The 12,951-nt window shown below is 64.4% G+C and carries 12 protein-coding genes; 3 read left to right on the top strand and 9 right to left on the bottom strand.

The window, feature by feature from the left end; all coding sequences use genetic code 11:
* Positions 1 to 8: 8 nt before the first annotated feature.
* The 4 genes from secA to ahcY are packed head-to-tail and all read right to left on the bottom strand — an operon-like array spanning position 9 to position 5,716.
* Positions 9 to 2,801, bottom strand: coding sequence for a preprotein translocase subunit SecA (secA, locus tag ACOCMM_RS07080; RefSeq protein WP_419552477.1), 2,793 nt, complete (start codon positions 2,799 to 2,801; stop codon positions 9 to 11).
* A gap of 53 nt (positions 2,802 to 2,854) precedes the next feature.
* On the bottom strand, positions 2,855 to 3,517 hold the full coding sequence (gene hpf, locus ACOCMM_RS07075; protein WP_419552476.1) for a ribosome hibernation-promoting factor, HPF/YfiA family: 663 nt from the start codon (positions 3,515 to 3,517) through the stop codon (positions 2,855 to 2,857).
* A 1-nt stretch (position 3,518) separates the two neighbouring features.
* Positions 3,519 to 4,220 (bottom strand): ComF family protein, encoded by a 702-nt coding sequence (locus ACOCMM_RS07070; protein ID WP_419552475.1) that lies wholly within the window; start codon positions 4,218 to 4,220, stop codon positions 3,519 to 3,521.
* 50 nt (positions 4,221 to 4,270) lie between these two features.
* Positions 4,271 to 5,716: an adenosylhomocysteinase gene (gene ahcY, locus ACOCMM_RS07065; RefSeq protein WP_419552474.1), complete on the bottom strand. Its 1,446-nt coding sequence runs from the start codon at positions 5,714 to 5,716 to the stop codon at positions 4,271 to 4,273.
* Between the two features lie 149 nt (positions 5,717 to 5,865).
* On the opposite strand from ahcY, the gene ACOCMM_RS07060 reads away from it, so the two are divergent.
* Together ACOCMM_RS07060 and ACOCMM_RS07055 are read left to right on the top strand one after the other, a co-directional pair.
* Positions 5,866 to 6,195, top strand: a complete 330-nt coding sequence (locus tag ACOCMM_RS07060; RefSeq protein WP_419552473.1) for a hypothetical protein — start codon at positions 5,866 to 5,868, stop codon at positions 6,193 to 6,195.
* Complete coding sequence (locus tag ACOCMM_RS07055) at positions 6,161 to 6,829, top strand: hypothetical protein (protein WP_419552472.1); 669 nt, start codon at positions 6,161 to 6,163, stop codon at positions 6,827 to 6,829. The genes ACOCMM_RS07060 and ACOCMM_RS07055 overlap by 35 nt, the downstream gene beginning before the upstream one ends.
* A 44-nt stretch (positions 6,830 to 6,873) precedes the next feature.
* Here the strand turns inward: ACOCMM_RS07055 and ACOCMM_RS07050 are convergent, their stop codons facing one another.
* From ACOCMM_RS07050 to manB, 5 genes are all read right to left on the bottom strand, one after another.
* A complete protein-coding gene (locus tag ACOCMM_RS07050) occupies positions 6,874 to 7,008 on the bottom strand; it encodes an adenosylhomocysteinase (RefSeq protein ID WP_419552471.1) in 135 nt (44 codons plus the stop codon).
* Positions 7,009 to 7,355: 347 nt separating this feature from the next.
* On the bottom strand, positions 7,356 to 8,264 hold the full coding sequence (locus tag ACOCMM_RS07045; protein WP_419552470.1) for a DNA-methyltransferase: 909 nt from the start codon (positions 8,262 to 8,264) through the stop codon (positions 7,356 to 7,358).
* Between the two features lie 61 nt (positions 8,265 to 8,325).
* A complete protein-coding gene (locus ACOCMM_RS07040) occupies positions 8,326 to 9,417 on the bottom strand; it encodes an SIS domain-containing protein (RefSeq protein ID WP_419552469.1) in 1,092 nt (363 codons plus the stop codon).
* Positions 9,418 to 9,463: 46 nt separating this feature from the next.
* On the bottom strand, positions 9,464 to 9,700 hold the full coding sequence (locus ACOCMM_RS07035) for a Trm112 family protein (RefSeq protein ID WP_419552468.1): 237 nt from the start codon (positions 9,698 to 9,700) through the stop codon (positions 9,464 to 9,466).
* 62 nt (positions 9,701 to 9,762) lie between these two features.
* Positions 9,763 to 11,121, bottom strand: coding sequence for a phosphomannomutase/phosphoglucomutase (gene manB / locus ACOCMM_RS07030; RefSeq protein ID WP_419552467.1), 1,359 nt, complete (start codon positions 11,119 to 11,121; stop codon positions 9,763 to 9,765).
* 92 nt (positions 11,122 to 11,213) lie between these two features.
* Between manB and ACOCMM_RS07025 the strand changes: the two genes are divergently transcribed.
* Positions 11,214 to 12,947 carry a KamA family radical SAM protein gene (locus tag ACOCMM_RS07025; RefSeq protein ID WP_419552466.1) on the top strand — a complete coding sequence of 578 codons (1,734 nt, stop codon included), beginning with the start codon at positions 11,214 to 11,216 and terminating at the stop codon, positions 12,945 to 12,947.
* Positions 12,948 to 12,951 lie beyond the last annotated feature (4 nt).

The raw sequence follows: 12,951 nt of genomic DNA, 5'->3' as shown, positions 1-12,951 counted from the left end.
TTGGCGCCTCAGCGGCCGTGGCAGTGCTTGAACTTGCGGCCCGAATCGCAATGGCACGGATCGTTGCGGCCCAGCTTCTCCTCGGCTGACTTGACCACGGTGCCGGTCGAAGCTGCAGCAATGCGTCGCGACTGCGACGGACCACTGGGACCGCGGGGCGCTGAGGCTGCAGCCGCACCAGATGGTGCGCCGTTGCCAGCACCGACAGTCGACGGCGTCAGATCCGGCGCGGTGTACTGCACATCTGTGGCCCCAGCAGCACCGTCGGCTGACCTCGAGGGCGCAGGCCCCGTTGTTGACGTTGATCCGGCGGCGGCCTCCGGCGATGTGACCTGCACGTGCATCACGTAGGTGACGAAGTCGCGGTAAACCCGCTCGAGCAGGCTGGCGAACATGTCGAAGCCCTCTCGCTGCCACTCCGCCACGGGGTCCTTCTGGCCGATCCCGCGCAGGTGAATGCCCTCACGCAGATGATCCATGTCTGCGAGGTGCTCCCGCCAGCGCTGGTCGATGAGACGCAGCAGCACCTGCCGCTCCACCTCGCGCATCGCTTCGGATCCGATCTCGGCCTCTCGTGCGGTGTAGTGGTGCTCGCCGTCGGCGCAGACCAGCTCGACCGCATCGGCGACCCCCCAGTCCCGCTGAGGTTCGCCCGACAACTCGGCAACCGTGAGCTCGGTTGGCCAGTAGGTGCCGACCGTGGCCAGCAGCCCGTCGAGATCCCATTCGGAGACGACATCGCCTGTGCAGTGATCCAGCACTGCTGCTTCGGCAGCGTCGTGCAGATAGCCCAGCGACTCGGCGCGCAGATCGTCGCCGCCGAGGATCTGCTCCCGCCGCGCATAGATCACCTTGCGCTGCTCGTTCATCACCTCGTCGTACTTGAGGACGTTCTTGCGGACCTCGGCGTTCTTCTGCTCAACGGTGTTCTGCGCCCGCTCGATGGCCTTGGTGACCATCTTCGCCTCCAGCGGCACTTCGTCGGGCAACGTGCGATCCATTACCCAGTTCACCGCCCCGGTGGCGAACAGGCGCATCAAATCGTCCTCCAGCGAGAGGTAGAAACGGCTCGCTCCCGGATCGCCCTGCCGCCCGGAACGACCCCGCAGCTGATTGTCGATGCGCCGCGACTCATGGCGCTCGGTTCCCAGCACGTAGAGGCCGCCCAGCTTGCGCACCTCGTCGCCTTCCGCACGGCACTCGGGCTCGTAGCGCCCGACACGGGCTGACAGCTCCGCTGCGTTCTCCGGCTCGTCCGGATCGAGCTTCTCGCGCAGCAAGTCGCGGCGTGCCAGGCCCTCAGGGTTGCCGCCGAGCAGGATGTCGACGCCGCGGCCGGCCATGTTCGTGGCCACGGTGACCGAGCCCAGCCGGCCCGCCTGAGCGATGATCTCAGCCTCGCGCGTGTGTTCCTTGGCGTTGAGCACGCTGTGGTCGATGCCCCTGCGATCGAGCGCGGCTGCCAGCTTCTCGGAGTTCTCCACGCTGACGGTGCCCACAAGAGTCGGCTGGCCCGCGCCGATGCGTTCAACGATGTCGTCGACGACGGCCTCCAGCTTCGCGGCCTCGGTCTTGTATATGAGATCGCCCTGGTCGTCCCGCACCACGGGAAGGTGGGTCGGCACCGGGACCACGTCAAGTCCGTAGGTGTTGCTGAACTCGGCGGCTTCAGTGGCGGCCGTGCCCGTCATGCCGGCGAGCTTGTCGTAGAGGCGGAAGTAGTTCTGCAGCGTGATGGTGGCGAGCGTCTGGTTTTCCTCTTTGATCGCCACCCCCTCCCTGGCCTCAACTGCCTGGTGGAGGCCCTCGCTCCAGCGCCGCCCTTCAAGGATGCGGCCCGTGAACTCGTCGACGATCTTCACCTCGCCCCCAGAGACGACATAGTCCTTGTCGCGCCGGTAGAGCTCCTTGGCGCGCAGTGCGGCGTTCATCTGGTGAACCAGGTTGGCCGAGACCTCGTCGTACAGGTTGTCGATGTTGAGCGCCCGCTCGACCTTGGTGATGCCCGGCTCGAGCACTGCCACGTTGCGCTTGTCTTCTTCGACCTCGTAGTCGACGTCGCGGATCATCGTCGCGGCGATACGAGCGAACTGCTGGTAGAGCTTGGCGGCGTCCGCAACCCGGCCGCTGATGATGAGCGGCGTCCGCGCCTCGTCGATAAGGATCGAGTCGACCTCGTCGACGATGCAGTAGTTGTGGCCGCGCTGGACTTGAGCGCTGCGATTCGGCGCCATGTTGTCTCGCAGGTAGTCGAAACCGAACTCGTTGTTGGTGCCGTAGGTGATGTCGGCGGCGTACTGGCGACGCTTGTGCGCAGCGTCGTAGGGGCCGGGCACCACGAGCCCCACCTCCAAACCCAGGAAGCGGTGGATGCGGCCCATCCACTCGGCGTCGCGGGCGGCCAGGTAGTCGTTCACGGTGACGATGTGGACGCCCTTGCCACTCAGCGCATTGAGGTACACCGGCAGGGTCGAGACGAGCGTCTTTCCCTCGCCGGTGCGCATCTCGGCCACCCAGCCGAAATGCAGCGCCGCCCCGCCGATGAGCTGCACGTCGTAGTGGCGCTGGCCGATGACACGGCGCGCCGCCTCGCGCATGACCGCGAAGGCATCGACGAGGACGTCGTTGAGGTCGGCGCCGCGGTCGAGCTCAGCGCGAAACTCGCCCGTGCGAGCCCGCAACTCGTCATCGGAGAGCCGCTCCACCTCTGGCTCGACGGCGTTGATTTCGGGAGCCAACTCCTCCAGCAGGCGCAGCTTCTTGCCTTCCCCGGCACGGAGCACACGCTGAAACAGAGCCACGAGCGCAGGCTACCGCTGGCCCCCGGCACCAGAGCCGAGGATTAATGAAAGGTTCAGGCGTCGATCTCGATGAGCCCAGCGTCTCCGTCCGAGCGCAGGTACACCACGCTCGGCTTGTCGCTATCGACATTCACGAACAGGAAGAAATCGTGGTCGAGCAGCTGCATCCGGGCGACCGCTTCGGCGGGATCCATCAACTCCAGGTCGAACGTCTTGCGGCGCACGATACGCGGGACCCATTCAGGGTCGTCGATGTCCGCCGCCTGCTCGGGAGCCACAGCACCGTTGACCAGGTCGTTGTCGAGGCGAGCCAGCGGATGGTGGACCTCATCGCGTTGCAGGTTCGGGCGACGGCGCCGTACGACACGAGTCTTGAGCTTGCGCAACTGCTTGCCGAGCTTGCCGACTGCGAGGTCGACCGCCTGGTGCTGGTCAACGCCGGCCACTGAGGCGCGCACACGGTGGCCGTGGCCGAGCAGTGTGACCTCCACCTGCTCACGCTCGGTGATGCGCGGGTTTTTCTCCTCCCGGAACACCACCTCGGCCCGATCCAGGTCACCAACGAATCTGTCCAGCGCCCCGATCTTCCGCTCCACTGCAGCCCGCACATCGTCGGGAACCTGAACCTTGCGACCCGTGATGATGATCTGCATTGCCTCGGCTTTCTGGGCAGCTGCCCGGTGAGACGTTCCTGCCCGAAGTGAAGGGATTGCCATGTTAGGCAACAGACGCGGCACCGTCGTGACCCCGCCGAGCACACGCTGCCACGTGCACGGAGGCTGCGCGCGCATCCAACAACGCAGCGGTCGCGGCGCGCAGCGTCGCCCCGGTGGTGAGCACGTCATCGACAAGCAGAATCCGGCGCCCCGCGACACGAACGCGTGCATTGAAACGGGGACCGTGGAGACGTTCGGTTCTGCTGGCGCCCGATTGTGCTCTCGTGCCGATCCGCCGCAACAACCGCGCCGGGCGCACACGCAACGCCTTGGCGGTTGTTCTCGCCAGCGTCTCAGCCTGGTCAAAGCCGCGCGAGCGGCGGTGAGCTGCCGTCGTCGGCGCCCAGGTGACTGTGTCGATGCGCGCCGGCAGAGCCGCCGCTGTGTCGATGCGCGCCGGCAGAGCCGCCGCTGTGTCGATGCGCGCCGGCAGAGCCGCCGCTGTGTCGATCGACCCCTGTGCCGGCGCTGCGAGGTGTGCGAGGGCGAGCGATTCGCCGAGCCATCGTGCGATGGCTCGCTCGCCCCGGTACTTGAGCGCATGGATGAACTCGCGACCGACGCCGTCGTGCGAGAAGAGCAGGGCGACCGATTCAGCACCCGGTACCGACGCCGGCTCGGGATCGCACAGTGCCCCGATGCACTCAGCGCACGGGCACCATCCCAACGCGTGGCAGCCAGGACAGCGCACTTCAAACAGCACGACGCGGACCGTAGATGCGCGGCCGCCGGGTGCTGAAGCCAATTTGGGCGTCAGTAGCGGTAGCGGTCTGCCTTGTAGGGGCCTTGTGGGTCGAGGCCGAGGTAGGAGGCCTGCTCTGCGGTCAGGCGGGTGAGCTTGGCCCCGAGCTTGTCAAGGTGCAGGCGCGCCACCTCCTCGTCGAGGTGCTTGGGCAGCACGTGGACGTCGACGTCAAGCTCGGATGCGTGCGCATGCAGTTCGAGCTGGGCGAGCACCTGGTTCGTGAAACTCATCGACATCACGAAGCTGGGATGCCCGGTCGCGCAGCCCAGGTTCACGAGCCGGCCTTCGGCCAGCACGATGACCGAATTGCCGGTCGGGAAGATGAACTCGTCCACCTGGGGCTTGATCGGGTTTCGCCGGACATCTGACATCGCCGCGAGGCCCGCCATGTCAATCTCGTTGTCGAAGTGCCCGATGTTGGCCACGACGGCTTGGTGCTTCATGCGCGACATGTGCTCGGCGGAGATGATGTCGCGGTTGCCGGTCGCGGTGACGTAGATGTCGGCGATGTCGAGCACGTTTTCGAGCCGGTCGACTTCGAAACCCTCCATGGCGGCCTGCAGCGCGTTGATGGGGTCGATCTCGGAGACGATGACCCGGCAGCCTTGGCCCCGAAGCGCCTGCGCGCAGCCCTTGCCGACATCGCCGTAGCCCGCCACGAACGCCACCTTGCCGCCGAGCATGACGTCGGTTGCCCGGTTGATGCCGTCGATGAGCGAATGGCGGCAGCCGTAGAGGTTGTCGAACTTGGACTTGGTGACCGAGTCGTTCACGCTGTACGCCGGGAAGGTCAGCTCGCCGCGGGCAGCCATGTCGTAGAGCCGGTTCACGCCGGTGGTGGTCTCCTCTGAGACGCCGCGGATGCCCGCCGCAATCTCGGTCCACAGGCCGGGCTCGGTCTGGCGCAGCTCGCCAAGCAATTCGTGCCCCGCGACCTCGTCGGGAGGGGCCGCATGGGGACCGTCGGCCAGCAGGACCGGGACTTCGCCCATGCTCTCGTAGCGGGCACCGAGGTGCACCATCAAAGTGGCATCACCGCCGTCATCAACGATCAGCGTGGGACCGGGACCGTCCGGCCAGCGCAGCGCGCGGTAGTTGCAGCGCCAGTACTCCGGGAGCGTCTCGCCCTTCCACGCGAAGACCGGCACGCCCCGCGGCTCGTCGAGCGTCCCGCCCCGCCCGACCACCACGGCTGCCGCTGCCTCGTCCTGGGTAGAGAAGATGTTGCACGAGGCCCAGCGCACCTGAGCTCCGAGATCGGCCAGCGTCTCGATGAGTACGGCGGTCTGCACGGTCATGTGCAGCGAGCCGGTGATGCGGGCCCCCCGCAGCGGCTGCGCGTCGAAGTGCCGGGCGCGCAGCGCCATGAGCCCAGGCATCTCGGCCTCAGCCAGCTCGATCTGCCGACGGCCCGCTGCCGCCAAGCCGAGATCAGCGACCTCGAAATCGATCACACTTGCCTCCGTTTCGCGTGCGCAAGGTGGTATCGGGCGGCACGCGAACTCCAGTGTGCTCAGCGGCGCTCCAAGCCGCACGGTGTATTGGCCTATTCGCCCAAAATGGGCTTCGCCTCGTCAGCGACACGTTCGCTAGCTGCGCGCACGTGGGTAGTACCGTCGAAGCGGGCGTACTTGGGTTGTTCGACATCGGCGGCGAGCTGTTCCAACGCCTGATTTCCGACCGGTCCGAGGCAGCGAGCTACTACACCCGTCCAGCGGTCGCGGAATTCCTCGCACACATCACCGTCAACGAAGGCGTGCAGCTCCCGGCATCTGCCCGATCGCTGGTGCTCGGCGACGCCGACCCATTGGGCGAGACCTTCCGCATAGCCGACTTCGCCTGCGGGACCGGAACGCTGCTTCGTGCCGCCTACCGAAGAGTCCGCTCACTTGCGAGAGATGATCCCGCCCTATTCCCGCTCTCGGGGCGGTGACAAGACGCTCTCGGCCGACACCTACATGGGTGAAATGATCATCACCGCTACAAAGCGCTCCGAGTCGCGCATCGATCTGTCTACAGCCGATGTCATAACCGTGACGCTTGACGAGCCGTTCAGCAGCATCGCCGTCGCCGCCGAGACAGGTCGATCGATCGACGCCGCGCTTCGCGACCGAGAGGAGCAGCGAGAAGGCCCGGACGCATCGCGATGGCTCGCTCTGGGCCTCCGACGCCAAAGCTCAGACCACACTGACGTTCGATTCGGATTCACGATTTGGGCGAACTCGACACTGGGAATGGTCGTCCATTGGTCACGAGCCCAGCGCCAACAGCACGGGCGCAGCAGTGCGCAGCTTGAGGGAATCCGACAAATGCCTTGCCCAGACTTCAACGACTCGAGAATCTACGCGGCCGCCGCTGAACTCCTGAGAACTCATCGGGAACTCATGCGCGTCCAGCTGATGTCAGCCCGCGATGCGTATCGCGATCCGGCGCGCGCTGAACTCGACTTCGCTGCCGCTGAGATGGTGGGAATCCCCGATCCGGAGGCCCTACGAGATCTTGCCCGCGACTGGTGCAGCGAGCCTTCCGTCCACGACGGCGATCCACCCACTGTTGAACAGTCGTAGGAGAGGTGGACACTGCGGCGGTGTCCGGATCTGCGTCGGAACCCTCACCGAACTACTCCACGCGCAAACGAGAAGCGCCCCATAAGGCCGGGCATCTCGGTCTCTGCCAGTTCGGTCTGCCGTCGGCCCGCTGCCGCCAAGCCGAGATCAGCCACCTCGAAGTCATCGATTGGCGTCATTGCGTTCGGCGCAGATTGCGCAGAAGGACGGTGACATCTTCGAGCAAGCCACCACAGGCACGTAGCCATGTCGGCTCCTCTCCCGGGACGACTGCCAGCCAATCTGTTTCCGCCGCGCCCCTTCCGGTGTGTTGACCCACACGCCCAATTACGTGCTCACGAAGCACCGTCTTGGGGATCACCCATCCGTGAATGCCCTAGGGAGACAGGCCCACTGCGAAGAGGAACTCATAGTTCTGATCTCGGATCTGCTGGAAGCGATACTCGCCGTTCTGCCAACGGGTGGAGAACTTGATTTCGAACCGTCGACCCTCAACCAGATCGAATTCCAATTCCGAGTTAGCGACTTAGAACAGCGTCCCGGCTGAGATGTCATCATCCGCTCCCGACGTGATCGGATTCCCCGCTCCGTCGATCCACTCGGTGCCGCTGCCATGCAAGCGACGCCGCATGGCTTCGATTGCCTCAGAGTTGTCGTCGATGAGCACGAAACGACGTCCAAGTTGCTGCGCGACCGCGCCCGTCGTGCCTGAACCCGCAAAAAAATCAAGTACGCGTTCGCCAGGGCGCGATGAAGCTGACAGCACGCGGCGCAGGATGCCTTCTGGCTTCTGAGTCGCATAGCCCGTGCGCTCACTGCTGTTGGTGGGAACGATCGTGTGCCACCAAACGTCCGTCGGCAACTTGCCGCTTGCAGCCTTCTCCTTCGTCACCAAGCCGGGCGCCATGTAGGGGATGCGCTCGATTGCGTCCTGATCGAAGAAATAGGTCTCCGGATCGCGTACGTACACGAGGATGGTGTCATGCTTGGCCGCCCAGCGACGCTTGGAGCGACCTCCGTAGTCATAGGCCCAGATGATTTCGTTGAGGAAACACTTGCGGCCGAAGATCTCGTCGAACAAGATCTTGCAATAGTGAGCCTCTCGATAGTCGATGTGGAAGTAGATCGTTCCTTCCGGCGTCAGCAGACGGTGAGCTTGTTCGATGCGCTCGGAGATAAACACCAGGTAGTCGTCAAAGCTGTCGGTGAATGAAGTCGAAGCTCTGTTCACCGAGGCGTAGCGACGACCGCCAAACCCGGTGCGGTCCCCCGTCTCGTCGCGCACGACCGAGATCGATGTGCGTCGCTGCTCGCGGCCGCTATTGAAGGGAGGATCTACGTAGATGAGCGGAAATGAGGCGTCTGGCAACTTTGGCAGCACCTCGGCATTGTCTCCATGGACGACCCAATCGAGACCACGTTCAAGATCGAGCATCAACAGTCCTTCTGCAGTGTCTGCACCGACGACGCAGATTTGTACGACGCGACATTGCCCTTCAGATGTCGTCAGAAGCAAGGTAGGTCTTGAGTTCGGCGAGCAGTGTGATCGGGCCGGGATCGCGCCGGGCTGCTGCGGCGATGCGCAGGCTCAGCACATCGACTTGGTAGATGAGGTCGAACAGCTGCGCCATGGCGCCATCGCCACCGGCACGCAACTCTGCGTAGGGCACAGCGACGCGGGCGCCGTCCAACACGCGGCGGGTGAAGTCGTAGCGGCGCCGGATCTGAGGGTGTTCGAAATCGTGCCGCAGCGCGATCACCGCCAGAGGCGAGCCATCAATGAGACGACCTGCCAGGTCCCATCCGGCCAATTCGTTGTGGCACAGCTCGGGCATCGCGCTGGCATATGCCGGGATCTTGACGTTCTCGTTGATCTGGGCCTTGGCTCGGCCCGCGGCGACGACCCCCGGCGCGCCCCCGCCGTAGAAGACCGGCAGCATCTCGCCGTTGCCGATCGCGCTGACGATCTCGTCGAGCGAATCGACCTCAGCGCCGGTGCTGTCCTGGCGCGCACACAGCTGGGCAACGGTCGCGCCGACCCAGCCGGCAACGCCCGACAGCAGACCAGCACGTTCGAGCGCCACCAAGGGCGCGACCGAAATGGCGCCGACTGCCGCTCTCGGCATCGGGATGCTGCCGTCCACTTCATAGAGCGGCGCTCCCCAGTGGCGGGCCAGCTCGGCCAGCCGGCCGCCCGAGGTGACAGCGACAACTGAGGCGCGGGCGTCATGCGCGGCCGCGGCCGTTTCGAGGGTCTCTTCGGTGTTGCCGCTGAACGAGACCGCTATCGCCAGCGTGTGCGGGCCGACGAACGCGGGACACTCGTAGCCCTTGACAACAGTGACCGGCACACGCATCTGCGGCGCCGCGAGGGCCGAGATGACGTCCCCGGCGACCCCCGAACCTCCCATGCCCAGGACAACGACATTGGTGATCGGTTCGCTCCCTGCTGGGCCCACCACCTCCTCGGCGGCGACTAGCGCTGCTTCGAGCTGCGCCGGCAGTGCCACGGTGGCAGCCGCCATCCCCATCGAGTCGATGCCGGTTCGGTCATGCCCCGTCGACTGAGACCCTGCTGACTGACTCATGGCAAGAGCCTCCTGGCGCCGGCAGCTGACCAGTGTGCGTCGTGGGTCACTGTTCAAACGTCGGACTGAGTTCACCACTCGCGATGCGAGCGTCCAGCGCTGCGGCGGTGTCCGGATCTGCGTCGGAACCCTCGTCGATCAGCAACACGGGAATGCCGTTGTCGACGGAATAGGTCCGCCTCAAGCGCGGGTTGTAGAGCAGATCCTCCTCCGCCACGAAGTAGAGCGATCCCTTGTCCTGCGGGCAGGCCAGGATTTCTGACAAGGCCGGATCAAGTCCCATGCGTACCTCTTGGACGCGGCCGGAGCCAGCCGTCCGACGTCGGTTGCGGATCCACGTGGCGATCATGCCAGCAGCGCCCTGATTTCGCTCACTCGTTCTGCCACAGCTTCGGCGTCGAGCGCTTCGAGATTCAGCCGGAGCAACGGCTCGGTATTGGACGGCCGCAAGTTGAACCACCAGTCGCCTGCGTCGACGGTGAGACCATCGAGGCGGTCCTGGGAGTATCTGGTGAAGCGCGCCGATACCCGGCGAAGCACCTCGTCAATATCGCCAACACGAGTGTTGATCTCGCCTGAGGACGCATACCGGTCCAAGGGCGCAAGCAGCTCCGACAACGGCACCGCTGCGGTGCTCAGCTGTTCGAGCGCGACCAGCGCAGCGATCAGACCGGAGTCGGCACGGTAGTTGTCGGCGAAGTAGTAGTGGCCGCTGTGCTCGCCGCCGAAGGCGGCACCAGTGCGCGCCATTTCTGTCTTGATAAAGCTGTGGCCCACCCGGGTGCGCAGTGGCTGGCCGCCCGCTTCAGCGATCGCCTCGGGCACGGCGCGGGAGCAGATCAGGTTGTAGAGAATCGGCCCCGGACCGCAGCGACGCAGCATGGCTTGCGCGACCAGCGCAGTGAGCAGCGATCCGCTCACCGCGCGGCCGCGTTCGTCGGTAAGAAAGACCCGGTCCGCATCGCCATCGAACGCAAGGCCGACATCGGCCCCAACCTCCAGCACGCGCTTGCTGAGATCGACGAGGTTCTCGGGCCGGATCGGGTCGGCCGGGTGGTTGGGAAAGGTGCCGTCGAGCTCGCCGTACATCAGCTCCCACTCGAACGGCAGCGGCCCGAAGACCGCCGGCAGCACGTGGCCTCCCATGCCGTTGGCAGTGTCCGCCACCACTCGCAAGGGGGCAAGCGACTCGACGTCGACGAACGATCGGACATGGATTGCGAACGTGTCGAGCAGGTCACGCGAGTGGCGCCGGCCCCCGCCGGCAGTCGACGTAGCACCCTGTGCTGCCCGCTGAGCAATGTCGGCCAGACCGCTGTTGGCACCTACCGGTGCAGCGCCGGGTCCGCACAGCTTGATGCCGTTGTAGGCGGCCGGATTGTGCGATGCCGTCAGCATTGCTCCTGGCAGGTCCAGGTGGCCCGAAGCGAAATAGAGCAGATCCGTCGAAGCCAGCCCGATGTCGATGACGTCGACCCCGGCTGCCTGGGCACCGCTGGCGAACGCATCGGCCAACGAGACACCGCTCGGACGCATGTCCCGCCCCAAGACAAGCTGCGTCGCACCCGACCACTCAGCGAAGGCGTAGCCGATGCCACGCGCTGCCGACGGACGCAGCTCGTCGGGACAAATACCACGTATGTCATATGCCTTGACGATGCCCGCCAAGACATCGGCTGGCACAGGATCAATGGGGCCCGGCATAACGCTTCCCGAGCCTAAGCGGCGCGTCCCGTAATGCTCCCTGCAATCGTCGAGGATGCCCCGAGTCCGGCGACTTCTGGGGCGATTGAGATGTGAATCAGATGCACGTTGTGCATGGTCGATCTGCCCAGTTCCGCGCAGCGGTGCGCGGCCATTTTCTGCAACCCCCTTGCAATTTGCACGCCCACCTACCTAGAGTGGGAGCAGAGAGTGGGATGCGAACCTGTCTGAAGCAAGCGGACGAGGCGATGATGAAGAGTAAATACCAGCCAACAAATCGTGAGCAATTGGTACTTGACGAGGTCGAGAATCCTAGGTACGACCGTCAGATTGTCAATGGCCTTGACCCCTTTATGAGTGGCTCTGCGCCTGAAGACTTCCAAAATTTCTACACCGCCCAAGAGCTCGATGATTTACGCCAATTACGCGACACTGAACGCGATGTTGAAACACGAATGCCGGTCAAGATTACCCGGCACTACTTCGAAATGGCGAAGTCCAGTTCCGCACTGAAAAAACTCGTCAAGGCATCCGCGGACGAGACTGCGAATCTTGAAGGTGATCCTGACCCCGCTAATCAACTTGATTACAGCCCTATCGAAGGCCTGTTACATAAGTATGAAATGGGATTGCTGTATGTTATTTCGACATGCTCAGCACATTGCAGGTTCTGCTATCGCGAGGAATTGATTGGGCGCAAAGAGATTGAGCGCTCTGACGGCACGGTCAAGAAGAAGGGCCTTGCACATGTCGGCGAAATCACCGACTACATCCGGGCACACAATGCCGCTGTCGCAGCAAACGGAGGGACGCATCCGGAGACCGGTCGGCCCAAATTGCGCGAGATCCTCCTGTCAGGCGGCGACCCCATGGTGCTGCCGAATTCCAAGCTGGCAGCGTGGTTTACAGCCTTGGCGGAAGCAGGCACCGAGGTCATCCGGATCGGAACCAAGGAGCTGGCGTTCCATCCGGATCGCTTCGACGAGGCCTTCTTCTCGATGATCGATCGCTTCCACGACGTCTACCCCGATGTCTCGATGCGATTCATGATCCACTTCAACCACCCCGACGAGTTCTTGATGAAGGACTCCGACGGGCAGTACATCAGTGACGACAAGGGCTTCTTGCAATGGCGTCCCAACACACGGCGTGCGGTCGATGAGCTCGTAGGACGCGGCTGGATCAGCGTGGAGAATCAGACGCCGATCATCGCGGGCGTCAACAACGATGCGAGTGCACTGCGAACCCTGCAACGGACGCTCAAGAGTGTCGGAGTCGAGAACCACTATTTCTTCTGCGGACGCAACATCGTCGCCTACAAGGCTTTCAACGTGCCCATCGAGACGGCGTGGGCGCTCCTCAACGAATCCCAACGCGGATTGTCCGGGGTGGAGTCTCACGCCCGGCTCACGATCGTGCACTACAAGGGCAAGACAGAGGTCTCCGCAGTGACCGACGGTCCGATCGCCGGTCTGCGGGGCGCCGAAAACGGCGTCGTGATCTTCAAGGTGCTGCGCAACCCGGCTCACGCTCCCCACCGGGGCAAAGTCACGATCGTCGGTCGCAACCCAGAGGCCTTGTGGTTCGATGAATACGAAGACCGGGTGCTTGTTGATGAAGCCGGTCTGTTCAGCCAGCAGCGACCGAGCGGTGTTGACGCCCCGCGCTCCCGATCACGACACCGCCCGACGCCCAAGAAGGGTCTGACACCCGGCCAAGCACGGCCGGCGCCGCTCATGGCCGTCGTCGCCAGCAACGAGCGCAGGTCGCACCCGAAGAGTCCGGCCGGCGAACCAGCACCAGCGCTACGCGACGCCGGGGCCTAACCAC

The organism is Candidatus Poriferisodalis sp., assembly GCF_965198245.1.
In the GTDB taxonomy this organism is placed as follows: domain Bacteria; phylum Actinomycetota; class Acidimicrobiia; order Acidimicrobiales; family Poriferisodalaceae; genus Poriferisodalis.
The sequence above is the reverse complement of the archived record's forward strand: the minus strand, read 5'-3'. Positions and strand labels throughout refer to the sequence as shown.